General features: G+C 55.2%; 20 protein-coding genes and 1 pseudogene. 10 read left to right on the top strand and 11 right to left on the bottom strand.

Translation table 11 applies throughout. The features are described from left to right. Window positions 1-232: 232 nt before the first annotated feature. The 3 genes from M2407_RS04995 to ebgR all read right to left on the bottom strand — a co-directional run bounded on the left by M2407_RS04995 (window position 233) and on the right by ebgR (window position 4,945). Complete coding sequence (locus M2407_RS04995; RefSeq protein ID WP_116690717.1) at window positions 233-685, bottom strand: beta-galactosidase subunit beta; 453 nt, start codon at window positions 683-685, stop codon at window positions 233-235. Next, window positions 682-3,777 (bottom strand): beta-galactosidase subunit alpha, encoded by a 3,096-nt coding sequence (gene ebgA / locus M2407_RS04990; RefSeq protein WP_142815407.1) that lies wholly within the window; start codon window positions 3,775-3,777, stop codon window positions 682-684. The genes M2407_RS04995 and ebgA overlap by 4 nt, the downstream gene beginning before the upstream one ends. Window positions 3,778-3,964: 187 nt before the next feature. Next, complete coding sequence (gene ebgR, locus M2407_RS04985) at window positions 3,965-4,945, bottom strand: transcriptional regulator EbgR (RefSeq protein ID WP_259216896.1); 981 nt, start codon at window positions 4,943-4,945, stop codon at window positions 3,965-3,967. A gap of 427 nt (window positions 4,946-5,372) precedes the next feature. Here ebgR and ygjJ point away from each other — a divergent pair, with 427 nt between their 5' ends. Together ygjJ and ygjK are read left to right on the top strand one after the other, a co-directional pair. Continuing rightward, entirely contained in the window at window positions 5,373-6,395 is a 1,023-nt protein-coding gene (gene ygjJ / locus M2407_RS04980; protein ID WP_238387507.1) for a protein YgjJ, read from the top strand. An 18-nt stretch (window positions 6,396-6,413) separates the two neighbouring features. After that, window positions 6,414-8,792: pseudogene (gene ygjK, locus M2407_RS04975) on the top strand (alpha-glucosidase). A gap of 49 nt (window positions 8,793-8,841) precedes the next feature. Here the strand turns inward: ygjK and M2407_RS04970 are convergent. Both M2407_RS04970 and M2407_RS04965 read right to left on the bottom strand, forming a co-directional pair. Beyond that, a complete protein-coding gene (locus M2407_RS04970) occupies window positions 8,842-9,267 on the bottom strand; it encodes a universal stress protein (RefSeq protein ID WP_020826412.1) in 426 nt (141 codons plus the stop codon). 171 nt (window positions 9,268-9,438) lie between these two features. Next, on the bottom strand, window positions 9,439-10,836 hold the full coding sequence (locus M2407_RS04965) for a cytochrome-c peroxidase (protein ID WP_259216895.1): 1,398 nt from the start codon (window positions 10,834-10,836) through the stop codon (window positions 9,439-9,441). Between the two features lie 480 nt (window positions 10,837-11,316). On the opposite strand from M2407_RS04965, the gene M2407_RS04960 reads away from it, so the two are divergent. Together M2407_RS04960 and M2407_RS04955 are read left to right on the top strand one after the other, a co-directional pair. After that, window positions 11,317-11,583 (top strand): DUF2024 family protein, encoded by a 267-nt coding sequence (locus M2407_RS04960; RefSeq protein ID WP_020826410.1) that lies wholly within the window; start codon window positions 11,317-11,319, stop codon window positions 11,581-11,583. Beyond that, window positions 11,580-11,834, top strand: coding sequence for a Rho-binding antiterminator (locus M2407_RS04955; protein WP_020826409.1), 255 nt, complete (start codon window positions 11,580-11,582; stop codon window positions 11,832-11,834). Before M2407_RS04960 ends, M2407_RS04955 begins: the two co-directional genes overlap by 4 nt. Window positions 11,835-11,864: 30 nt before the next feature. On the opposite strand, the gene M2407_RS04950 is transcribed toward M2407_RS04955, so the two are convergent. Then, the gene (locus tag M2407_RS04950; RefSeq protein WP_259216891.1) at window positions 11,865-12,383 is read right to left on the bottom strand and encodes a hypothetical protein; all 519 of its coding nucleotides are present in this window, start codon (window positions 12,381-12,383) and stop codon (window positions 11,865-11,867) included. Window positions 12,384-12,500: 117 nt separating this feature from the next. Further along, window positions 12,501-13,322, bottom strand: a complete 822-nt coding sequence (locus M2407_RS04945; protein ID WP_259216890.1) for a carbon-nitrogen hydrolase family protein — start codon at window positions 13,320-13,322, stop codon at window positions 12,501-12,503. An 86-nt stretch (window positions 13,323-13,408) separates the two neighbouring features. Here M2407_RS04945 and M2407_RS04940 point away from each other — a divergent pair, with 86 nt between their 5' ends. The 6 genes from M2407_RS04940 (at window position 13,409) to lhgO (ending at window position 20,227) form a co-directional block, all read left to right on the top strand. After that, a complete protein-coding gene (locus M2407_RS04940; RefSeq protein ID WP_259216889.1) occupies window positions 13,409-14,188 on the top strand; it encodes a LuxR C-terminal-related transcriptional regulator in 780 nt (259 codons plus the stop codon). 130 nt (window positions 14,189-14,318) lie between these two features. Next, entirely contained in the window at window positions 14,319-15,134 is an 816-nt protein-coding gene (gene metQ, locus M2407_RS04935) for a methionine ABC transporter substrate-binding lipoprotein MetQ (protein WP_046373843.1), read from the top strand. Window positions 15,135-15,325: 191 nt separating this feature from the next. Continuing rightward, a complete protein-coding gene (locus M2407_RS04930; RefSeq protein ID WP_116690726.1) occupies window positions 15,326-16,360 on the top strand; it encodes a TAXI family TRAP transporter solute-binding subunit in 1,035 nt (344 codons plus the stop codon). Window positions 16,361-16,369: 9 nt separating this feature from the next. Beyond that, window positions 16,370-18,328, top strand: a complete 1,959-nt coding sequence (locus M2407_RS04925) for a TRAP transporter permease (RefSeq protein ID WP_259216888.1) — start codon at window positions 16,370-16,372, stop codon at window positions 18,326-18,328. Continuing rightward, complete coding sequence (locus M2407_RS04920; protein ID WP_259216887.1) at window positions 18,318-19,034, top strand: FadR/GntR family transcriptional regulator; 717 nt, start codon at window positions 18,318-18,320, stop codon at window positions 19,032-19,034. Before M2407_RS04925 ends, M2407_RS04920 begins: the two co-directional genes overlap by 11 nt. 2 nt (window positions 19,035-19,036) lie before the next feature. Beyond that, window positions 19,037-20,227, top strand: coding sequence for an L-2-hydroxyglutarate oxidase (gene lhgO / locus M2407_RS04915; protein ID WP_259216886.1), 1,191 nt, complete (start codon window positions 19,037-19,039; stop codon window positions 20,225-20,227). 32 nt (window positions 20,228-20,259) lie between these two features. Here the strand turns inward: lhgO and M2407_RS04910 are convergent, their stop codons facing one another. The 4 genes from M2407_RS04910 to M2407_RS04895 all read right to left on the bottom strand — a co-directional run bounded on the left by M2407_RS04910 (window position 20,260) and on the right by M2407_RS04895 (window position 24,798). Continuing rightward, window positions 20,260-21,177: a sugar ABC transporter substrate-binding protein gene (locus tag M2407_RS04910; RefSeq protein ID WP_020826400.1), complete on the bottom strand. Its 918-nt coding sequence runs from the start codon at window positions 21,175-21,177 to the stop codon at window positions 20,260-20,262. Between the two features lie 63 nt (window positions 21,178-21,240). Beyond that, window positions 21,241-22,269 carry an ABC transporter permease gene (locus tag M2407_RS04905; protein WP_020826399.1) on the bottom strand — a complete coding sequence of 343 codons (1,029 nt, stop codon included), beginning with the start codon at window positions 22,267-22,269 and terminating at the stop codon, window positions 21,241-21,243. 17 nt (window positions 22,270-22,286) lie between these two features. Then, window positions 22,287-23,771 carry a sugar ABC transporter ATP-binding protein gene (locus M2407_RS04900; protein WP_020826398.1) on the bottom strand — a complete coding sequence of 495 codons (1,485 nt, stop codon included), beginning with the start codon at window positions 23,769-23,771 and terminating at the stop codon, window positions 22,287-22,289. Window positions 23,772-23,868: 97 nt separating this feature from the next. After that, entirely contained in the window at window positions 23,869-24,798 is a 930-nt protein-coding gene (locus M2407_RS04895; protein WP_020826397.1) for a sugar ABC transporter substrate-binding protein, read from the bottom strand. Window positions 24,799-25,084: the final 286 nt, after the last annotated feature.

Raw genomic sequence — 25,084 nt, 5'->3', positions numbered from 1 at the left:
AGGGTACTTATACCCGTCATACCTCAAGCTACTTGGGTGTTGGCTGCACTATTCGGCCCATCCTTGGGCCTCACCCCTTACGGGGTCGCTGCAAGCAACGTTCAAATCTGCTCCCGGCAGATTTGCCACTCACCCCAGGATCGATCTTGAGTAAGCTCCTGGGGCTTCGCTCAGTTGCCGCCTACAAGCAACTCGAATTATTTTGGGTATATATTGGAATAAGAGATTGCCGCTATTTATTCATAAAATAGCTGTCTTCGACGGTCACTTTTAAAATGACTTTTTTTACCTGGTGACTCTCTTTGAATCGGTGCGCCTGATGGTTCTCAAAAATAACCACGTTGCCCTCGCCTACGCGGTGTATTTCCCCCTGCCCGTTGAAAATTTCGCGGTCGGTTTCATCCTGATAGGCAACTACCGAAGTCAGTTCGCTTTTATCAGCAACCTCAATGTTCTCCTGGCCGGCCAGGTAATAGTGCAGATCAAAATAGCGGCGATTCCCCTCCAATCCACCATGCTGCTGCCCAGGGCCGGACGCCAGTCGGTAGACCAGCGAGTCGCCGACAGAATGAAAGACATTCGGCTCGATATTATTAATATTATTGATGGCCTCCATGCAGCGTAGCCATTTTTTCCCTGAGCGGTAAATGCGCTGAAACTCCGCTAATGATTCGACAATAATCATGAGTTCGCCTTTTCTGACTGAGCGTTATTATTGACCGGCGCGTAATTAAACTCGGCCAGCTTCTCTGCCTGGGTTTCCTGCCGATTGAAAGGCACCAACGTAAAGCCGTAGCTGAACGGCGACAGATAAACCCGATACGAATCCAGCACCTCCGATCCCCAGGAGTTGGAACCAAGGCCCAGAATTTGATCGTCAAGGTTTAACGTCAGGTAATCACTTTCTTGCAGCTCGTTAATGTGCTGAGCCTGATGCAGCATGTCGGCGCTATAAGGCCACAGGCTGAAGTTGATCGGCCGTCGCGGCTGAATAAATATCCCTTTGCCTTCGCCATCCTGCAGGCTCAGCCAACGGACTTCTTGGCGGTTGCCGTTATCCTGCGGGAACGGGTAGTGTTCAAACAGCTCGCCCACCCGCTGCTGATAATGGCCGATCAGGTTGGCCTGGCAGCTGTCCTGATAGTTTTCACCCGGCCCACGGCCATAGTATTCCACCTGTTCAAAGCGGCGGCTGAGGCCGAAATCCAGCCCAATCTTCGGAATGACCTGTTGGAAGTCGCCATAAGGCGCACCCGACAGATCCAGGCTGATATGCCCTTGCGGCGATATCTGCCAGCGGTAACGGCAGCGCATGCCGAAATCGAACACCGGCGGTGCAATCAGGGTGCAAACCTCAATCACCAGGTCGTCGCCCTGACGCTCCCAGCGCAGACTGCGGAAGTGATGCTGCATAATCTGCAGGTGATGCGGATGCCAAATCCCTTCGTACTCTTGCTTATGGTTGTCGATCACCGGTTTGAAGAAGGAAAGGTGTGGCGCACGCCCCACCACTTCGTCCCCCGCCACCTGCCAAGAGAGCAGTTCACCGCTCAGACGTGAGAAGGCCAGACTGAAATTGTCGCCGCTGACCACCAACCGGTGGTTTTCTTCATGGCATTGCAGCGGCGAAGCGCGTTTATCTCCCGGCGGCGCAATGAGTAGCGGCGCAGCGGGTTGCAACAGATGCTGATACTGCCCAAGCAAATCACCACTTTCGCTGTAACGGGTGGCGCTGTCCTTATACACGGCAACGTCAATAAAGGTTTCTTGCGTGCCAAGCGCCAACTCAGGAAAATGCAGTTCTTCAGACTCGCCCGGCTGCAGGTGCGGCAGTTTGATGTCATAGCTGGCCAGTTGACGCCCCCCGGCCTTCACGCTGACGACCAGCGTAATATCGGCCAGCGAACTGAACCAATAGCGGTTTTTAACTCGCAGCACCGGCGTCCTCTCGCCTGCGCCGCTGACCTCTACCGGACACAGCACCTGCTTATATTCACGCAGGCCAGGACCGGGGCGCTGATCCGGGTAGATCAGGCCATCCATGCAGAAGTTATAGTTATTCGGGTAATCGCCGTAATCACCACCGTACTGATAGCGTTCGCGTCCCTGCGCGTCATGGCTGAGCAAACCGTGATCGCACCACTCCCAGATGTAATGCCCCTGAAGGCTGGCATGGCGGTTAAACACCGACTGATATTCGAACAGGCCTCCCGGCCCATTGCCCATGGCATGGGCGTATTCACACAAAATTCGCGGCTTGGCATGGGGATACTCGCCAAAGGCATTCATCATCGCCACGCGCGAATACATGGTGCTGATCACATCGACCACTTCCGCATCGCGGTCTTCTTCGTAATGCACCAGGCGAGTGGGATCCAGCGCCTTGCAGCGTTTGGCCATGGCGCGGATGTTGCAGCCATAACCGGACTCGTTGCCCAGGGACCAGATAATGATTGAGGGATGGTTTTTCTGCGCCATCACATGGCGCTCAATGCGCTCGACGTAGGCATTTTCCCAGCGAGGATCGTCGGTGATGCGGCTAATATCGCCAACGTTAGCGAAACCGTGGCTTTCCAGGTCGGTTTCCGCCATCACAAACAGGCCGTAGATATCACACAACTCGTAAAAGCGCGGATCGTTCGGGTAGTGGGCGGTTCGCACCGAGTTGATGTTGTGTTGCTTCATCAACACGATGTCGCGCTCAACCCGCGCCATGTCCACCGCGCGCCCTTTGCGATGATCGTGATCGTGGCGGTTCACGCCATGCAGCTTTAAATAGCGTCCGTTGACGTAAAATAACCCCTCACGCACGCCGATCTCACGGAACCCGACGCGCTGCGGCACCACCGACACCAGATTACCGGCGTGGTCATACAGGCTAAGCAGCAATTGATACAGATAAGGGTTTTCTGCATTCCACTGCTGCGGCTGGCTGACCGGGATCTCGAATCGGCAGCGGGCACTGGCCCCGATACTGAGCTCATTTTCCCAGCGTTCGGCGACGCAGGCTTCACCGTCAAAAAGCTGAGCCTGCAGGCGATAACCGCTTGCCACGGACGGGTTCAGGTTGCCAAGCTCGACATCCAGTGCCAGCACTGCGTCGCAATACTGTTCATCGAAATGCGTGACCAGCGTGAGATCATGAATATGGGTGCGTTGTTGACCGATCAGGTAAACGTCGCGGAAGATGCCGGCCATCCACCACATGTCCTGATCTTCAATATACGTCGAGTCAGCCCACTGCATGACGCGAACGGACAGCAGGTTTTCGCCCGCTTTCACATAGTCGCTAAGATCAAACTCGGCGGACAAACGGCTGCCTTTGCTGAAACCGACGTAGCGGCCGTTGAGATACACCTCAAAGTAGGTTTCCACGCCGTCAAACTTGATGATGACCTGCTGGTTTTCCCAGTCGCCGTCCAGCGTAAACTGGCGTTGATAGGCACCGGTCGGATTGTTGGTCGGCACGTAAGGCACGTCGATCGGGAAGGGATAGCCCTCATCGGTATACTGCAATTGGCCGTGACCTTCCATCTGCCACATGCCCGGCACGGTGATGTCGCCCCAGTCCGCCATCAGTTGGCTATAGAACGCCGCCGGCACCCGATCAGGGTGTTCGAAGTAACGAAACTGCCAACGGCCGCTCAGTAGTTGAAATGCCGCACTGGCGTTGCGATCGAAGCTTAATGCCTGCGTGGCATTACGATAGCTGAAGAAGCTCGCTCGCGGCGGTAAGCGATTCTCTGACTGTTTTTCTATGTTTTCCCAATTATTCACGTCACGTCTCCCGACAACTTTCAATGGGAGAACGATAGTAAATATTTAGTAAAAACTACAGATCATATTTACCTAATGACGACGGGATCACAATAAATATGAAATGTCTTTTTTAATCATGACGTTAATTTTTGGCCGTTCGGCCTCCCTGTGCTGCCGCAATCGGCATAGGGCACAGGGGACCTTTTCAGGCAACGGTGGTATCGCGCAACTGAAGCGAGCTGGGAACAAAGATCGATAATGGAATGGTCCGTTCGTCACGAATACGCTCAGTCAACAGATTGACGGCCTGAGCGCCCATGGTTTCGGAGGGTATGCGAACGGTTGATAATGCAGGGAAAATAAAACGTGCCGTGGGGATATCGTTCACGCTGATCAGCGCAATCTGGCCAGGAACCTGAACCGAATGCTCGTGCAAGGCACGCAGTACCCCGATGGCGATAGAGTCGGTCGCGACCAACAGAGCTGGCGGATAACCGCCCTTCTTCTCCAGCATTTGCCTGGCACACTGGTAGCCCGCCTGGCTGCTGAAGTCGCCGGTGTAAATATCCTGCGGCCGCACCACGTTTTTCAAGCGGCCGTATTCCACAAAGGCTTGCTCACGCTGATCGGCCAGCGCCGGATCGTCACGTCCGCCGATAAACCCAATGCGCGAGTAACCACATTCGATGAAATAGTCGATCACCTTCTGGCTGATCTTGGTGAGATCGACATTGACACAGTCGAACTGCGGATCGTCGATGACACCGTCCACGAACACCACCGGCACTCGCTGCTGGCTTAGCTGTTCGTAAAGCGCAGGCTGCGGCCGGCCAATGACCAGCAGCGCGTCAGCCGCAGGCAAGGGTTTTTCACCGTTGAAGTCGTAGCAGGCCACCAGCGAAACATCCAACTTTTCGCATTGAGTTTCAATGCCATAGCGCATCGCCAAATAGTAGGGATCGTTAATCTCTATGGCTTGTTTATAGGTGAAAAGCGCGGCGAAAGTCAGCCGATGCCCGATGTGACGTTTTGAGGGCTGGACTTTGTATTCGAGACGCTCCGCCGCTTCCAGGATTTTTTGCCGGGTTTGCGCCTTCACGCTCAGCGTGGGGTCGTCATTCAGCACCCGCGAAACGGTAGCGACAGACACGTTTGCAGCTTCTGCGATTTCTTTCAGTGTGGCCATAGAGTCTCAACGAATAGACAAAAACGCTAGCTTACCGGGACAGCTCAACGAGGTATACGCCTCGATACTCTCCCCCCTTTAAACCGCCAGAAACGTCCTTTTACCTCCAGCGCGGCGGTAGCTGGTGCTATGCGTAGCTCTGCGGTTCGCAACGCCCGTAGCGAAGATACCCATTTAACCCTTTGTGATCAAGTTAACGATTTACTGATTTTCCAGTATTTTTTACTAAAACATTTACTAATATATTCTCCGTTTACCGCCGCTATGCGACGGTATTTTTATCTCCTCCCAGGGAATGGGGCCGGCCCACATGGCGTTAACGGTTCGAGTTGGCGGGTCCCCCCGCAGGCTCGCCATTGACCCAAACCCAATGCGTGTCCAGATGAAAATTAAATCCAATAATAAAATATTGCCCACGTTACTGCTGATGTTGCCGCTGCCGCTGTTAGCTCAGGAATCCGTGGTGCCGGCGGAACATAACGTTCTGCCGCCCCCCGAACTGACAAATACCGGCCCGACCGCCCTGCGCTTTTACGGCGAGTTGGGTATCGGCGGCAGCGTCTATTTAAACGGGGAGCACCAACACAAATACAGCGATGGCACCTATATCGAAGGCGGACTGGAGATCAAGCACGGCCACTGGTTCGGCCTGCTCTACGGCGAAGGCTGGACGGTACAGGCCGACCATCAGGGTAATGCCTGGACACCGGACCACAGTTGGGGCGGGTTTGAGGGCGGCATCAACCGCTTTTACGCTGGATACCGCACCGATGACGGCACCGAAATGATGCTTAGCCTGCGTAATGATTCTTCGCTGGACGATCTGCAGTGGTGGGCAGACTTTACCCCGGAATACGGTTATGTGATCCCCAATACCCGCGATCTCACCTATGCAGCCAAGCTACAGAACCTGACCGGTAAATTCCGCTACAGCCTGACTGCCGCGCCAGAAAGCCGCATCGACGAGAGCAAGGCGCTGTTGCACTTTGGCAAATATGACCGCTATTCGGATAAGTACCGCTACCGGGCTATGGTCAACGGCTATACGCAATACGATCTGCAGGAAGGCCTGACGTTGTTAAACGGTCTGGAAATCACCGACGGCATGGGACAACTCTATTTGCTGGGGCTGAAAGGGAAAAATTTGGCCGGCCGGGTCTGGCAGCACACCGGCAAGGGGGACGGCAATCACCCGGGCTCGGAGTCGGGCCTGATGCTGAGCGCCATGGTTGAGGCCGCCAAGGGACTGTATTTCTCGACGGCCTACAGCTACGCCCGCCACCGGCTGGACAATGCGCCGGACACCGCGACCTCTTACGCGCAGGCCGGTATCTGGTACGAATATGCCGGCGGCAAGCTGGCCACCGCGTTGGACAGCAAATTTTATATGACCAACGACAGCACCGACGCCAGCAACTCGGTGTTTCTGATGCAGTATTTTTATTGGTAACGCATAAAGGCAAACATAATGAAGATGATTAATAAACTGCCGCCTCTGGCCCTGGCTATCTCCGTGGCCCTGACGATACCAGGCTGCATCTCTCACCCGGGTAACGAACCCCCCCTGCGGGCGGAAGCCTATAAAAACGTGATTAATCGCAGCGGTGCCCCACACTACATGCTCGATTACGATTTCGATGAACACCAACGCTTTAATCCGTTTTTTGATCTTGGCGCCTGGCATGGTCATTTGCTGCCAAACGGCCCGGAAGGCATGGGCGGCTTCCCGGGTCCGGCGTTGCTCACCGAAGAATACATTAACTTTATGGCCAATAACTTCGACCGGCTCAGCCTGTATAAAAACGGGGAGAAAGTCCGCTTTAGCATGACCGCCTACAGTATCCCCGGCGCGCTGATCCAGCGGCTTACCGCCCCAGGGATCACGGTTAAACTGACACTGCGATTCGCTACTGCCCGCACTTCACTGCTCGAAACCTAAATCACTAGCGATACGCCGCTGGAACTGGTGTGGGATGGCGAACTGTTGGAAAAATACTATGCCAAAGAACAAAAACCACAGTCCCCGCCAACCATCGAGCAGGCATTCCCCGACTATACGCGGCAGCTGTTGCCGACCAAGGACGGCCTGCGGGTTACCTTCGGCAGGGTGCGCGCGGCTTCACAACTGATGACCTCCGGCGGGTCCGAATACCAAATTCATAAATCGCTGCCGCAGCAAACGACGGTCAATGGCCATAGGTTTATCGCCAAAGCCACGATTTCCGGCTCCACCACCTTCTATACCACCTACTCTCACCTGCTCACCGCCGCAGAAGTCCAGCAGGAACAAAGCAAGATTGCTTCGATCCTCGCCGATCCCCAGCGCTACATGAGCGCATCGGCGCAGCGTTGGGAAAATTATCTCGACCAGGGACTGTCAAATCCGCATGCCACCCAGGCGCAGGAACGCGTGGCGGTTAAAGCGATAGAAACCTTAAACGCCAACTGGCGCGGGGCCGCCGGTGCGATGAAATTTGATTCGGTGACGCCTTCTGTCACCGGGCGTTGGTTCTCCGGCAACCAGACCTGGCCCTGGGATACCTGGAAGCAGGCGTACGCAATGGCGCATTTTAATCCCAACGTCGCCAAGGATAATATCCGTGCGGTGTTCGCTTTCCAGATCCAGCCAGACGACCCGCTGCGCCCGTGGGATGCCGGCTTTATTCCCGATTTGATCGCCTATAACCCCAGCCCGGAACGCGGCGGCGATGGCAGCAACTGGAATGAACGCAATACCAAACCCAGCCTGGCGGCCTGGGCGGTGATGGAGGTGTACAACACCACCGGCGATGAACAGTGGCTGGCCGAGATGTATCCGAAGCTGGTCGCCTATCACGACTGGTGGTTGCGCAACCGGGACCATAACGGCAACGGGGTGCCAGAGTATGGCGCCACGCGCGACAAGGCACACAACACGCCGGACGGTCAGATGCTGTTTACCGTTAAACGCGGGCAGCATCAGCAAAAGCTTGCCGGGTTGAACAACTATAGTCGGGTGGTACGTTCCGGGCTTTTCGACAGTATTGAAATCCCGGCTCAGGTCGCCGCGTCCTGGGAGTCGGGCCGTGACGACGCCGCCGCCTTTGGCTTTATCGACCCGGATCAGTTGGCCCGTTACCTGGCGCAGGGCGGTAAACGACAGGACTGGCAGGTGAAGTTTGCTGAAAATCGTGCGGCGGACGGTACTCTGCTCGGCTATTCGCTGCTGCAGGAATCTGTCGATCAGGCCAGCTACATGTACAGCGACAACAGATACCTGGCCGAGATGGCCGATATTCTGGGCCACAATGCCGAGGCCGCTACCTTCCGCAGCAAGGCCGATAAACTGGCGGATTACATTAATAACTGCATGTTCGATAGCACCAGCGGTTTCTTCTATGACATCCGCATCGAGGATAAACCGCTGCCCAATGGCTGCGCCGGTTACCCCATCGTAGAGCGAGGTAAAGGGCCTGAAGGTTGGTCTCCACTATTTAATGGCGCCGCCAGCCAACAACATGCCGACGCAGTGGTTAAAGTGATGAAGGATCCGCGCGAATTCAACACCTACGTCCCTCTCGGTACGGCAGCGCTGACCAATCCGGCGTTCGGTGCCGATATTTACTGGCGGGGGCGGGTCTGGGTAGATCAGTTGTATTTCGGGCTGAAAGGCATGGAGAGCTACGGCTATCGCGCCGACGCTGTCGCCATGGCCCAGGCTTTCTTCAACCATGCCGACGGGCTGATGACCGACGGTCCCATCCGCGAGAACTACAACCCGCTGACCGGCATGCAACAGGGCGCGCCGAATTTCTCCTGGAGCGCGGCGCACCTCTACATGTTGTATAACGACTTTTTCACCCGCTAATCTGTCCGTCACCCTGCCAGAGTGAATACTGGCAGGGTTAATCAACTGGCTACTGTTTGATCGGGATGACCAGTACGTCGACATTCAATTGGTTGATGGCATGCTGGGTTGAGGAAAACAGCTTGTTCCACAGATCGTGGTGATGGCCAAAAACCACCAGGTCGACACTTTTATCCACCACGGCATTCTTCAACTCTTCGATAAAATCGCCGTGTCCGATGATCACCTCATTGATCGGGTAATTCACATTCTGGGTCAGCGGCTCCAGCTCTTTCTTGATCTTCTCTTCAAAAGGTACGCCGTCGTAGCTTCGCTCAGAAAAACCAATCGCCGCATGGTAGGTATCGTAGTGGATATCCACGTAGATCAGAGAGAGCCTGGCCTGCAGTGACGCGGCCAATCTCGCGCTTTTTTCCACCAGCCGTTTTCCGTCATCACTCAGGTCGGTGGCAATCATAATATGTTGATAGCACATAGCGCCTCCTGTCATTGATTCATAGAGACCCCGGTTTGCACGGCAACATTTCTGTTGTCCCGTTATGGATAATTTTAGTTCAGAAACCGGAGAGATGAACGGGCATCTTGCCGTTGGAACAGCCCCGTTACCGGGGCTGGAGATACCATGATGACGCGGGCCGTCAGCCCGTTATTTCTGGCTTTGGGTGTAAGGGGTATATACGCCCGTCAGGCTCTCAAGGAACGCAACAATATCATCGACATCCTGCTGCGGCAGTTCGGTACCCACCTGATAGCGCAGCATCAGTTTGACCGCCTCATCCAGCGTGGCGACATCCCCGCGATGGAAGTAAGGCGCCGTCAGTGCGACATTGCGCAGGCCGGGCACCTTCTGCCGTAGCCTGTCGCGCGCTTCGCTGGTGACGTTCATGCGCCCGATATCCGCGGCGGTAATTTCCCCAAAATTGAAGTCGCGTTTCAGCCCCAAAGGCTCGAAGGAACGCCCACCGAGAATGGTTCCTCCGTGGCAAGTGGCGCATTTGTTGTCCTTAAACAGTTGATAACCGTGTTTCTGCTGCATCGTCATGGCTTTGTCATCGCCGCGCAGCCAGTTATCGAAAGGTGAGTCCGGCGTGATTAAGGTTTTTTCAAATTCGGCGATGGCATCCGTAATGGTCTCGCCGCTGAGGCCCTGCGGGTAGGCGGCGACAAAATCACGGGTTAGTACCGGATCCTTGTCCAGCTTGCCGATGATCTCCTCCCAGGATTTGGAAGCCATTTCGATAGGGTTGAGCGGCGGTCCACCAGCCTGTACCTGCAGCGTTGGCGCACGGCCATCCCAGAACTGCTCGCTGTTGAACACGGAGTTGAATACCGTTGGCGCATTTATCGGCCCTACCGCGCCGCCAACGCCAATCGACGTTTTTCTGCCATCTACGCCTCCGGTATTGAGCGAATGGCAGTGGGCACAAGAGAGAGTGCTGTCTCCGGAAAGACGCGGGTCGTGATACAGTCGGAAACCCAGCGCCACTTTCTGTGCGTCGACAGGCAATGCCTTGGGGATCGGCTGAATCGGCTCATTACGGTGTTCCGCCGCAGCCTCGTTACTGGCGTAGTAACGCGCGCGCTGCTGCGCTATCCAGCCAAGCAAGGTCTCGCGCTCTTGCTCATCCACCTGCCCTGCCCAGTGCAAGGCGACATACCGTGTCGGCGGCATGGTCTTATGCTGCATTACCCATTCAATCTTGTTCAGATCGCTTTGTGATACCGCTTTATCTTCGATCAGGCTGGCACGTACAGGTTCCAGGTTAAAAGACTGATACCCAAGGCGGATATCGTATTCCATCAGCTGTTTGGCAATGGGAAATGAGGCATAGAAGGGAAGATCGGCAGAAGGTGTATGGCAATAATCGCAGCCCTTTTCTCTCAGCAATCCGAGAACCTGGTTATTCTTCTCCAGCGCAGATCGCGGTGCCTGACTGTACACCGTACGCTGAGTATCGTGATACCAAACATAGCCCGAAAGCCCCAGATAACATAAGACAATGCCGGTAAGGGACATCGCCGCAATACGGGTGACCTTTTTCATTTTCAATCCTTATAAGGTATTGCCCATCCAATAGACAGTCGCCCGGTAATAGTAGAGAGGAAGATGCGCTGCATAATTGATAACAATCAATGAATAACCCAGCCTGCGCCTATAGCTGTAATAGTGTTTGCCTATCAGCGTGCCGATATAAAACCGGCGGCTATTTTCTTGAAGCATCCCGGCTTTGAAATATCCCCAAGATTTCAAACGCCCCTTTATTTTCCAAACCCGGATAGTGCTTTGATTTTATAAAAAATTAATTCGGTAAACGTGACGACAGAAATAAATCACCGGCTCTACCCGCTCATTTTCATATTGAAACGCTTCTTTAGGGTTTATGGCCCTTCCCTTGTGCTCTGCTCTCAACCGGTCATTTTGGCTAAAAGCGCCGTTGACAGGATTTTCATCTAATGCGAGGATTATGGTATCGAATCGATACCAATATCACATTCAGATAAACAAACAAAAGGATAAATAACTATGTATATCAATGTTTTTGACACTCATGTACATACCAGGGATGGTCGCTATCTGCATTTCGACGTGTTCACCGACAGCAACGATCTGGCTCAGGCAAGACACTATGCGCAACAGTTCCTCAAACAGAACAATATTGAGGAGGACAATATCAGCCAAAGCAGCTGTGCATTCTGCCACAGCGAGTCCTCCAGCCCTGAGGTGGAGCAGGCTATTGGCCAAACGGGCTATTACATTTTTAAAATGCAGGGTTGCCAGGGGATGTCATGACAGCTTACCGGCCGATAGACTGCGAATTGCATGATTATTTGGAAATTGCCTGCCTCTACGGTTATCGGCTGAACGTTGAATTGGTTAACGGGCAGTGTTTCCAGGCAACGGCGTTAACCACCCAGACGCTGGAGAATGAGGGAGAGTTTATTTATTTCGATAATCAACGGGTTTGCCGCCTGGATCAGCTTTCGGCCATTACCCCGCAAGGGAGTCATGCCCTCTTCGGTCGCATCGCGCTGACGCAATGAGGGCAGGACAAGATAAGCCGATGGCAGGGGTCACCGCACGCGCTGGGCTTCGAACCACACGTTGCACACCGACAGGATCAGCGTGTTGGCATCTTTTACCAGCACGTTATCCCCCGGTACGCCGTCGGTACCCTGATCGGTAATGCCTTTGATTGTGGTATCGGCATGCTGGATCATCACCCGTTCAACCGCTGGCGTGCTGATGCCCAGCATCGGGAAGTCGATATAAGAACTGCTGCCGGAGTTGTCCTCAACAAACTCCTGTGCTTCCACCGTGCTGAGGGTTGCCCCCTCGCTTTTCAACTCGGTACCGTTCCAGGTGAAACTCCCTGCTTTATAACCAATCTTGCCGCCGATCAGGCCTTTCGCCTGCTGTTCATCCCAGCAACCCACGGTTTGGGTCGGCAGGATCTTGCTGATATGCCAGTTGCCCAATAACGTTATCGGGATCGGTTCCGCCACGCTCTCCGCCGCCTGAACCTGAGCCGCTGATACGCAAGTCAAAACCACCAATGGCAGCAACGCCTTGCGCCACATGTTAAATCGCATTGTCTTTTCCTTTCGCTATTCGCGCCCCGGTTGGGCTTTCTGTCATCATAATAAGCAGGCGGATCCCCCGTCAAAACAAACTGTATACCAGGGCACAAACAGGATACGCCAGGCCGATTACCCCAGTGGCCACCCCCGGCGCCCCTCTTCCCCTTCAACCCACTGCGCTTCTCCCGCTAACGGTAAGCGCCGATCGTCCAGATAACGGTAGTGGCGGCGAGCCTGCTCTAGCAGGGTAAAATCCAATGTGGCCGACAGCGCCCCTTCTCCGCGGCCCAATCCGGCGACTTCGCGCCCCAGCGGATCGACAATCAGGCTTTCGCCGGAAAACTGCAATCCATCACCCTCACCGCAGCGGTTGGTCATGGCGACAAACAACTGGTTATCCTGCGCGCGGGCCAGCGCGGCATTGCGGTGCACCGGGCCATAGGGATCCATATTGCCATTCGTCACCAGCAGCAATTGGCAGCCCATAACGGCTAACGCCCGGGCATTTTCCGCGAACTCAAGATCGTAGCAAATCAGCAGCCCGATACGCGTTCCGCGCCAAACGCCGCACACTAACGTATCGCCGCGAAGAACGGTATTACGCTCATCCGGCCACAAATGGGTCTTGCGATAGTGCAGATAAACCCCCTGTTCCGGCGTGATCAGCACCGTACTGTTGAACACCCCCTTATCGGTGCGTTCAAGAAAGCCAATCACCAGCGCGACATCGTATTGGCGGCTGGCCTGAACCAGTTGCAACAACTCCGCGCCGTCGCTTTGCAGGGCATAATCGGTGTCACCCTGCGCCGCAGCGAAACCGGTGAGCTGGGTTTCCGGGAACAGGATAAGTTTGCCGCCCTTGGCGTAACGCTCAATGAATGCCAGGGCCTGCGCCAGGTTGTCGGCAACGCAGCCTTCCCGGCAGGGTAATTGGGCCAGGGTTATTTCCATTTTATCCTCCACGCGGAACACAGTAATAATAATGGTAGTATGCCCGAAACAGCCGTTCTGGCTATTCCATAACAGGGGTAACATCAGTGGGTAACAGCAGCCTTATTTCTCCCGAGACGCTGGCCTGGCATCGGGCATTCGGCCAACTGGTCGATAACCTCGACGGGGCGGATTTCTGGCTGAGCTGTGCGCGCCTGTTGAAGGGGCATATCCCGTTCGAAAACTGGGTGGTGCTGCTGTTTTCTCCACAGCATCCACCACAGATCCTGGCTGCCAGCGACGAAAGCGACGGCAGTGACGAAGCGCTGTTTCACGATTACCAGAAAGGCCTCTATCTGCTCGATCCTTTCTACCTGGACGCCTGGGCGCGCCAACGCACCGGGCTGTTGCGCCTGGATGACGTCGCACCCGCCAATTTTGCGGCGACGGAATACTATCAACACTATTTCAACCATAACGTCGGCGGCGATGAGGTGCATTTCAACCTGCTGGTGGAGCCGCAGCGCATGCTTTGCCTGTCGTTGGGCGCCTCAGGGCGCTACAGCGATCGTCACCTCGGCATTCTGGCTCTGGTCGAAAGTTGGCTACTGCCATTGATGCGTCAGCGGATGCGTTTCGAAAACGCCAGCGATGATGGCGACAGCAACTTCTCACTGTCGTCGTTGCCCGGCGGCGCGCAATTGACGGAACGGGAAAACCAGGTCAGCCAACTGATGCTGGCGGGCTGTTCTACCAAGGAGATCGCCCGCCGCCTGCAGATTTCTATCGAGACGGTACGAGCGCATAAAAAGCACCTGTATTCGAAACTGGGCATCAACACGCAGTCCGAACTGTTTGCGCTGTTTTGGCGCAGCCGCGGAGCCTGAAATCCCTCATAGCAAATCGCTATTAATCATAGAGAATCAGTATTTTATTTTAGCCAGCCGATTATCTAGAGTCAGTGCCACTCTTCAGCCTGCAATAACCAGCAGGCTATTTTGACAAGGACTCTGGGAAATGACATTTACGCTGAAAAAACTCGCCGCGGCGCTGGCGGTAACAAGCAGCCTGCTGCTGACTGCCTGTGGACCGACCGAACAAGATAACCACCACATCAAAGTCGGCATCAGCTCCGGCATCGATCAGGCTATGTGGGCAACCGTACAGAAAATCGCCAAACAGAAATACGATCTGGATGTGGAAGTGGTGACCTTCAATGATTACGTGTTGCCCAACGAAGCGCTGAATAATGGCGATCTCGACATCAACTCCTTCCAGCACAAGCCTTATCTGGAAAAACAGATCCAGGAGCGCGGCTACAAACTGGTGGCGGTAGGCAATACTTTCGTTTATCCCATCGCCGGTTATTCCAAAAAAATCACGTCGCTCAGCCAACTGCCTGACGGTGCCCAGGTTGCGGTGCCCAATGACCCGACCAACCTCGGCCGTTCGCTGCTGCTGTTGCAAAAACAGGGGCTGATTGTGCTGAAAGAGGGCGTCGGGCTGCTGCCTACCTCATTGGATATCGTCAGTAATCCGAAGAAATTGAAAATCGTCGAGATTGAAGCGCCTCAGTTGCCGCGTGCGTTAGACGACAAACAGATCGCCCTGGCGATCATCAACACCAACTACTCCAGCCAAATTGGTCTGTCGCCCGCCAAGAACGGGCTGTTTGTCGAAGACAAAGATTCGCCTTACGTCAATGTTTTCGCCACTCGGGTGGATAACCAAAACAACGAAAACGTGAAGGATCTGATCAAGGCCTATCAGACCGATGAAGTTGCCGCCAGCGCCGCCGAAATCTACAAGGGCGATGCCGTTAAAGGTTGGTAATCTGCATTTCCCCCGTGGCAACCGTCACGGGGTTATCCCATCCTCCCTCACATTTCCCGCCATTTTTTGAACGCTTTTCACCCGCATTGATCACAAATCAAACAATGCTTGTTAGGTGATAAAAGCTGCAATGTTGTATACAAGTTTGCGTAAATGTTTTCTATTTGTTTCAAAAACCTCGGGTGAAAATAATGAAAAATAGAAAAATCAAGCTGTTGCTGGCTGCGGGTGCTCTGGCTGCCGTCGCGGCTCTGGCGGTCGCCGGCAAGGTGGAGAATGCCGACAAAACCTTTCTTTCCGTAGCCACCGCCTCCACCGGCGGCACCTATTACCCGATGGGCGTCGGGCTGGCCAACGTCTGGAGCAACCGCCTGAAGCAAAACGGCATCCAGGTCAGCGGGCAATCCTCTGCGGGATCGATAGAGAATATCGATCTACTGCAGAAAAACGAGGCGCAGCTGGCGATCCTGCAAAGCCTGATCGCCGTCGAAGCCTACCAGGGCGTACGCAACTTTGAAGGCCGCGCCTACGGCCATCTGCGTTCCATCTCGATGCTGTGGCCGAACGTAGAACACTTTGTGATGCTGGAAAACAAAGTCAAGGACGGCACCTTGAATGACATCGCCGGCAGCCGTTTCTCAGTTGGCCCACAGGCCAGCGGCACCGAGCAGTCCACGCTGATCATTTTGCAAGGGGTTAACCTGAGCAAGAAATCGCTGACGCCGGAATATCTGGGTTACGGCGACACCGTTTCAGCCATGCGCGACGGGCGACTTGACGGCGGCGCCCTACCCGCCGGGGTACCGGCGGCAGCGGTAACCGACATGTTCGCCAGCGGCGTGCCCTCACGCATCCTCAACGTCACCGATGAACAGTTGGCCAACATCAACGCCATCGCCAATTCCTGGTTCCGTTTTGATATTAAAGCCGATACCTACCCACGGCAGAGTAAGGCGGTTTCCACCATCGCCCAGCCCAATATTTTGGTGGCGCTCAATGGCCTTGATGAAAAGCTGGTGTATGACCTGACCAAAACCCTGTTTGAAAACCTGCCGGAAGTGCATCAGGTCCACAGCGCCGCCAAATACATTTCGCTGGAGAATGCGCTGAAAGGCGTCTCTGTGCCGCTGCATATGGGCGCTTATAAATATTATCTCGAGGCCGGGGTCAGCGTGCCCGACTATCTGATCCCACCGGAAGCGGCAGCGCTTGCCGTCAATCGATAAGGAGGTCGTATGAGCACTAACAACCTGTCGCCGCAAAATGCCGTCGATCTGGACAAAGAAGCCGGGGCCGGTAGTCGCCCGCTGAGCGGTATCTATTTGCAGTTGGCCACGGTGCTGGCCATTACGATTTCCGCTTACGCCATTTATGCCAATGCACTGTCGAATACCCAGGAGTTTTATCGCAATACCACGTTTCTCAGCGGTATCTTAATCCTGGGCTTCATACTGTTTCCGGTATCACGCCGCCACGCCACCAGCAAATTCAACCGCTGGGACTACCTGTTCATTATCCTGACGCTGGTCAGCTACGGCTATTTCTACGCCAGCTATCTGGACTTGCACGTGGTGCGCAAAAGCATTCCCAATACCACCGACTACGTGATGGCGGTGATCGGCATCGGCGTGCTGTTTGAAGCCGCACGCCGCACCACGGGGTATTTCATTCCCGGGCTGGCGACCTTCGCGATCGTCTATGCACTGTTCGGCCAGTACTTTATGGGCATTTTCGGCCACGGCGGCTTCTCGTTCGAACGCCTGCTGTACCGACTGTTCATGACCAGCGAAGGGATCTTCGGCATCACCCTGTCCACCGCCTCCACCGCTATCGTGGTATTTATCCTGTTTGGCGCGTTCCTCAGCGTCAGCGGGGCCACGGCATTGTTCAACGATTTGGCGCTGGCGATGGCCGGTCGGCGTCGCGGCGGCCCGGCGCAGGTCGCGGTGATCTCCTCGGCGCTGACCGGCTCCCTGAGCGGCAGCGCGGTGGCTAACGTCGCCACCACCGGCACCTTCACCATCCCGCTGATGAAAAGCATCGGGCTGTCGCCCCGCTTTGCCGGTGCGGTTGAAGCCACCGCCTCCACCGGCGGAATGATCATGCCGCCGATCATGGGCGCCGCCGCCTTTATCATGGCCGGCTTCCTCGGCATTTCGTATACCACCATCGTGATCGCCGCCATTATTCCCGCATTGCTCTATTACGCAGCGCTGATTATTGCCATCGATCTGGAGGCTAAAAAGCAGGGTCTGAAAGGCATCAGCAAAGAAAATATTCCCAAAGTGAAAGCGGTACTGAAGGCGCGCGGCCTGCTGTTGCTGCCGTTGATCATCGTTATCGGCACCCTGTTGTTGGGCAAAACGCCGATCTATGCCGGGTTCCTCGGCATTATTTCGATCATCGTCGCCAGTTGGATCACCCCCGATACCACCGTACGCATGACGCCGAAAAAAATCGCCGAGGCGCTGAACGAAGCGGCTCGCGGTTCTATTCAGGTGACGATAGCCTGCGCCGCCATCGGGGTAATCATCTGCGTAGTCACCATGACCGGTATCGGCTCCACGCTGGCGTTTAATATCGTCGCGATGACCAACAATACCCTGTGGATGATCCTGCTGGTGGTGATGCTGGTGTGTATCGTACTGAGTATGGGCCTGCCCTCTACCGCGCTGTATATCGTGGTGGCGGTTACCGTTTCGCCGATCCTGATCAAAGCCGGCGTGATGCCGCTGGCGGCGCACTTCTTTGTGTTCTGGTTTGGCGCCTTGTCCAACATCACGCCGCCGGTGGCGCTGGCCAGTTACACCGCCGCCAGCATCGCTCGCGCCGACCCGATGCAGACCTCGTGGGATGCCGTACGCCTGGCGTTGCCGGGCTTTATCATCCCATTCATTCTGGTCTATAACCCGATGCTGCTGATGCAGGGCGACGACCTTAATGCGCTGTCGGTGATCCATATGGTGATCAGCGCATTGGTAGGAATTTATGCGCTGTCGATCGCCAGCGCCAATTTCTGGATGATGAAAACCCACTGGCTGGAGCGGATACTGTTTACCTTTGCAGCTATCCTGCTGATTAAACCGGGGCTGCTGACCGACTTGGGCGGCGCGGCGCTGATTGTTACTGCGGCGTCCATGCATCTGTTGCGTTTCAGGCGGAGTCATCCGCAGAGGGCTGTAAATGATCAATAAGGTTACGCGCCAGAAAGCTTCTCATCAGGTACTGGCGCAGTTGAAGAAAGGCATCAGTAACGGCACCTTCCCCGTCGGGGAAAAACTGCCGTCAGAGAACCTGCTGGCGGAGGCCTTTGGCGTCAGTCGGGTGCCCGTGCGTGAGGCGCTCGGTATTCTGGAGGTCAGCGGCATCATCTCCTCGCGGCAGGGGGGCGGCCATCGGGTGGAACAACATTCCCTGCTGAGCAAATACCAGCCGCTGGTGTTGGAAATAGCCGATCCGGGTGAAGTGGAAGCACTGCTGGAAATGCGTGAGGTGATTGAGCAACAGGCGGCGAGTATGGCCGCCGAACGCCATACCGAGCAGGAACTGCGGGCGATTGAATTGGCCCTTAACGACTTTAAACGCTGCACCCTCGACGAAGGTTTGATTGGTCATCGAGAGGATTACCTGTTCCACCGCGCCATTATGCAGGCCTCGCACAACCCGTTTTTCGTGCAGATCCTGGATAACATGCACGAATTATATCTCGGCGTGCTGGTGTATTCACTCAGCAAGAACCTGGGCCGTCAGGCCGAACGCCAACGGGTGATCGACGAGCACCAACGGGTATTTATGGCAATCAAGGCTCGCGATCCGGCGGCAGCCACTGCCGCTATGCAAAGCCATCTCAGCAACGTACGCGGCAAATTGCGCCGCCTGGACCATGAGGAGTTAGGATAACCATGCATGACGTGATCATTATCGGCGCAGGTCTGGTGGGGTTGGGCGTCGCCAACGCGCTGCAGGAAACGAACCCCCTGCTGCGCATCCTGATCCTGGAAAAAGAAAATGGCCCGGCGGCCCACCAAAGTGGCCATAACAGCAACGTAGTGCATTCCGGCATTTACTACACTCCTGGTAGCCTGAAGGCACGGCTGGCAAAACTGGGCAACCAAAGCATGTTCGCCTTCTGCCGCGAGCATGACCTCTATCAGGAGCAATGTGGCAAAGTGATTGTGGCCACCCAATTGAAGGAGCTGGCTTTACTGGAGAATATCTACCAGCGCGGGCGACAGAACGGGCTGGCGGTCAGCCGATTGTCGCAGGCGCAGTTAAAGGAGCGTGAGCCGCACGTCAACGGTATTGAGGCACTGCTGGTGCCCGATGCCGGTATCGTCAACTACAGCCAGGTGGCGGCAAAGCTGGCGGAAGTGATCCAGCAACGCGGCGGCGAGATCCACTATGGACAACAGGTTGAGGGCATCGTTGAAAGCAGTGACGGCGTCAGCGTGCGTACCCCTCGCGCAGAATATAAGGGCAAGTGGCTGGTTAACTGCGCCGGTCTTTTCAGTGACCGCATCGCCGCCCTGGCCGGCTATCAGACCGGGATGAAGATCGTGCCGTTCCGGGGTGAATACTTTGTGCTGAACGACGAAAAAAACTATCTGGTGAACCACCTGATTTACCCGGTACCGAACCCGGATTTCCCTTTCCTCGGCGTGCATTTTACCCGTATGTACAACGGCAAGCGCGACGTTGGCCCCAATGCGGTGCTGGCATTCAAACGTGAAGGCTACCGCAAATGCGATTTCAGCCTGCGGGATCTGAGCGAGGTACTTGGCTATCGAGGATTCTGGAAAATCGCCGGCAATTATCTTGGCGAGGGGCTGGCAGAAGTTCGACGCTCCCTGTCACGCAAACTGTTTACCGAGAACGCACGCCAGCTTATCCCAGAGCTGCAACCGGAAGATATCCGGCCCGGCCCGGCCGGGGTTCGTGCCCAGGCGCTGACCGCCGACGGCAAATTGGTGGATGATTTTCATTTTGTGAAGGGCCGCCGCTCGCTGCACGTCTGCAATGCGCCCTCCCCGGCGGCGACCGCCTCACTGGAGATCGGCCGCGAAATCGTGCGACAACATCTTGCTGCGCTTTGATGTTAAAGCCCGCTGCCGCGGGCCTTTTCTGCTTACTTTGCCGCGTATTTTTGCATATTGGCCGGCGTGACCAGTTCAAATGGGATCCAATAATAGGGTTCCAGCTTTTCGCCCTTGATCATCCGCTGAGCCACGTCGACCGAGGCCTTGCCCTGGCCTACGGCGTCCTGGAAGACCGTGACCTGCATCTTGCCGGAAGATAATGCTTTCAGGCCGTCCGGGGTGGCGTCGATTCCGCCGATCAGCACTTTGTTGTCCTTTTTACCGGCCTGTTGCAATGCCATGATCGCGCCAATCGCCATCTCGTCGTTGTTGGCCGCGACGATATCAATGGACTCGCCGTTGGTTACCCAGTTCAGCATCAGATCCATACCCTCGCTGCGTGAGTAGTTGGCACTTTGCTTCTGCACCACTTTCATTTTCGGGTACTTCGCCACCACCTGCTCCACGTCTTTGGTGCGTTGCAGTGCACCGGCATCGGTCAGGTTACCGATCATGATGGCTACGTTGCCCTGGTAATTCGCCAGGCGCGCCAGCTCTTCCATCTGCAAGGTGCCGGACTGCTTCTCGTCGGAGCCGACAAACACCACGCCGGACGGCAGCGTGCTGTCGCCCGGTGTACGATTCACATACACCAGCGGAATACCCGCCCTGGTCACCAACTTGGTGATCGCAGGCGTGCCCGCCGAGTTGACCGGGTCGACGATAATCGCGTCCACCCCGGCGCTGATAAAGCTCTGCACCTGATCGGTCTGGCGACCAACGTCACCACGGGCATCTTCGAACTGCACGGTAATACCGCGCGCCTTGGCCTCTTTGTCGATCGAATGGCGGATGATGGTGAGGAAATTCTGGTCAAAATAGGCCATCGAAACGCCGATAGTTTCCGCCAGTACCGAGGTGGAACAGCTAAGCGCCGCCACCAGCACGATTCTTTTTAGGTATTTCATGGTGATTCCCCTGAGGTAAAAAAAAACCGCCGGGCAAGCCGCACCGGCGGAGATTTACGGCAATCAGTGTTTTTTGCGGTTACGGTGCATGTCGATAGACACCGCGGCGACGATAATCACGCCTTTGATAATGTCCTGAATATAGGAGTCCACGCCGATAAAGGTGAATCCGCTTTTAATCAGCCCGAGGATCACCGCACCGATCAGCGTGCCGGTAATGCGCCCAACGCCGCCCATCAGGCTGCTACCGCCAATGACCGCGGCAGCAATCGCATCCAGCTCGTAGGACATCCCCATGCTCGACTGACCGCTGCTGACGCGCGCCGCCAGGACCACGCCCGCCAGTCCGGCCAGGCCGCCGGCGATGGTATAGACCGTCACCAGGTATTTATTGACGTTGATACCGGAAACTCTGGCGGAGGTCATGTTGCCGCCGATGGCGTAGATGTATTTGCCGTAGCGGGTATGCTTCAACGCGATGTGGAAGATCACCGCAATCACCAGGAAGATGATCACCGGCATCGCGCCCTGGCCGATTGAAGTGAAGCCGTCGGACAAGAAGCTGACCGGGTTGCCCTGGGTGTAGTACTGCGCCAGGCCACGCGCCGACACCATCATGCCCAGAGTGGCGATAAACGGTGGAATGCCGGTACGGGTGATCAGGAAGCCGTTGATAAACCCACAAACAATACCTACCCCGATCCCCGCGCCGATCGGGATCGCCGCCGGCAGGTCGAGGAGCGCCGGGTACATCGGCGAAATGCTGTCTGAGGTTTGCGCCAGGCTGGCCGCCACCACCGCCGTCAACGCAATCAGCGAGCCGGAAGAGAGATCGATACCGGTGGTGATAATGACTTGGGTCACGCCCACCGCGATGATGCCGATAATCGCTACCTGCAACACGATCAGCAGCAGCCGGTTAGGGTTCATCAGGAATGACTGGTCGCGGATGTACCAGCCGAGGATTTCAAAGACCAGCGCGATGCCGATCATCACGATAAAGATGCCGGTATCTTTCGGCATTTTGCCGCTCAGGCCAGAGAACAGGGGCGCTTTACCCGCAAGCGGCTTCTCAATTTTTACATTACTCATGGTGGTTCACCTTTGCGTTATTCAGAGGCCAGCGCCAGGATTTTTTCCTGATCCGCTTCTTCTTTATCCAAAATGCCGGTAATACGGCCGCCGTGCATCACCATCACCCGGTCGCTCATGCCGAGAATTTCCGGTAATTCCGATGACACCAAAATAATGGCGACGCCGCGGTTCGCCAGCTCGCTGATCAGGCGATAGATCTCCGCCTTGGCCCCGACGTCGATGCCACGCGTTGGCTCATCGAGGATCAATATTTTAGGCTGGGCCAGCAGCCAGCGGGCAATAAGCACCTTCTGCTGATTACCGCCGCTGAGGTTATTGATGATTTGGTCCATGGTCGGGGTTTTGATGTTGAGCTTTTTGATCTGCTCCATGCAGTCTTTGGCCATTTGCACATGGCTGACAAACCCGTTCTTGCCGATGTACTCCGACAGGTTGACGATGCTCATGTTCTCAACCACCGACAGCACCAAAAACAGCCCGGATTTTTTGCGATCTTCGGTGAGAAACGCCAGGCCGAGTTCAATAGCTTTTGAGGGCGAATCGACCTTTGCCGCTTTGCCTTCGATAAAGATGCTGCCACCGTCCGCCGGGTGCATGCCGAACAGGCTTTCCATTACTTCGCTGCGGCCGGCCCCCACCAGCCCGGCGACGCCGAGGATCTCGCCGCGTTTCACGCTGAACGAGACATCGTGGAACCAGTCCGAACGCCGCAGTCCTTCGACCCGCAGCACTTCCTCGCCGATATTGTTGTTGAATTTAGGGAACATCTGGGTCAGTTCGCGCCCTACCATCATGGTGATCAGCGACTGTTTGGTCAGGTTTTCGGTTTTATCGCTGGCAATAAAGGTGCCGTCGCGGAAGATGCTCACCTCGTCGGTGATGGCAAAAATCTCGTCCATCTTGTGGCTGATGTAGATAATGCCTTTGCCCTGCTCACGCAGCTCACGAATGATGGCAAACAGATGCACCACCTCGCCTTCGGTCAGGGCCGAGGTGGGTTCGTCCATGATCAGGACGTCCGCGTTGTAGGACACCGCCTTGGCGATCTCCACCATTTGTTGGCTGGCGATGCTCAGCTCACCCACCAGCGTTTCCGGCTTGAGTTTGATGTTCAGCCGCGCCAGCAGCTCGCGGGTTTTCTTGTTCAGTTGGTCATGGTTTACGAAGCCCAGCTTCGCCGGCTCACGCCCCAGCCAGATATTTTCCGCCACCGTCATATAAGGCACCAGGTTCAGTTCCTGGTGAATCATGGAAATGCCCGAATGCAGCGCCTGCAGCGTGTCGCTGAAGGTCACCGGTTGGCCTTTTATTTTAATGGTGCCTTCATCGGGGTGATAAATACCGATTAAACATTTCATCAGCGTGGATTTTCCCGCGCCGTTTTCACCCATTAAAGCGTGCACGCTGCCTGGTTTGATTTTAATTGAGACCTTATCCAGCGCCTTCACGCCGGGAAACTGCTTACTGATGCCTTCAGCCTCAAGAACATAAGGATACATACTGATAACCTCCGCCGTTCGTCAATGCATCCCTGCCGTATTTACCGTCGAGTGTCGGATAAATACGGCAATGGATATAACCGCGCTGCTTTAACGCTTATTTTCTGTTCTTGTCGGCAAATTCCTGATAATTGGCCTTGGTGATCAGCTGATAAGGGATCAGGACGTTGCTTTCCACCTTCTCGCCTTTAACCAGCTGAATGGCAGTTTGCACCGCGCCTTCGCCCTGGCCTTTAGCATCCTGGAATACGCTCAATGCCAGATCACCCTTCTTGATGAATTCCAGCGCATCCGGAGTCCCATCCACGCCGGCCACCAGCACGCCGCTCTTCTTCGCCTGTTTCAGCGCCAGGATCGCACCAATGGCCATTTCGTCATTGTTGGAGGCGATGGCATCAATCTGCTGACCGGTCAGCACCCAGTCGGTGGTAATGTCGACGGCTTCTTTGCGGCCCCACTTGGCGGTTTGCTTGTCGAGAATTTTGATGCCGGGATACTTGGCCGCCACCTCTTCCACGCCGCGGGTGCGGTCGCGGGTCGCTTCATTGGACAGTTCGCCCATCAGGATCATCACGTTGCCCTTGCCGTTCATCAGCTTGGCCAACTCTTCCATCTGCAGCTTACCGGCCAGTTTGGAATCTGAGCCTACGTAGGCCATGCCCGCAGGCAGCGTCACTTCCGGACGGCGGTTAACGAACACCAGCGGGATCTTGGCGCTTTCCGCCAGTTTGATCATCGGCTTCACGCCCTGGGTATCGACCGGGTTGAGGATAATGGCGTCGACGCCCTGGCTGACGAAGTTCTCAATCTGTTGGATCTGCTGGGCGATGTCCCCTTTGGCATCTTCAAATTGCCCGCTGACGTTGCCGTCCTGTTTCATTTTGCTCTGCATGGACTGGCGTAGGATGGTGAGGAAATTGTCATCGAAATAAGCCATTGAAACGCCGATTTTGATGTCTTTTGCCAATACGCTGGCCGGCAGCATGCACATCAATACCGAGGTGACGATCAGTTTCTTCAGCTTCATGTTCTGTACCCTTTAATCGTTAGAGTGAAGAGGCCTGTTGATTTGACAGCTAATGAAAAATATTTTTTACATTCAAACAACAATCCGGTCGGTGATATCCCTTTGATACGGCAGATTTACCGCTTTTCTTCCGTCTTCTGGCAGTGTGTGAAATTTTGATCAATGTCTCAAAATAGATTAAAAACAATCAATTGAAATAAAACCCTTGCCTAACTCGTTACGTCATATCGTAACTTTCAAATGTTTATTTCAAAATTGAGATTATTGAAACTTTTTAACCCAAACA

Origin of the sequence: Serratia sp. BIGb0234, from assembly GCF_024809915.1 — a bacterium.
Lineage (GTDB): Bacteria > Pseudomonadota > Gammaproteobacteria > Enterobacterales > Enterobacteriaceae > Serratia > Serratia liquefaciens.
This window is presented reverse-complemented; position numbering and strand designations above follow the sequence as displayed.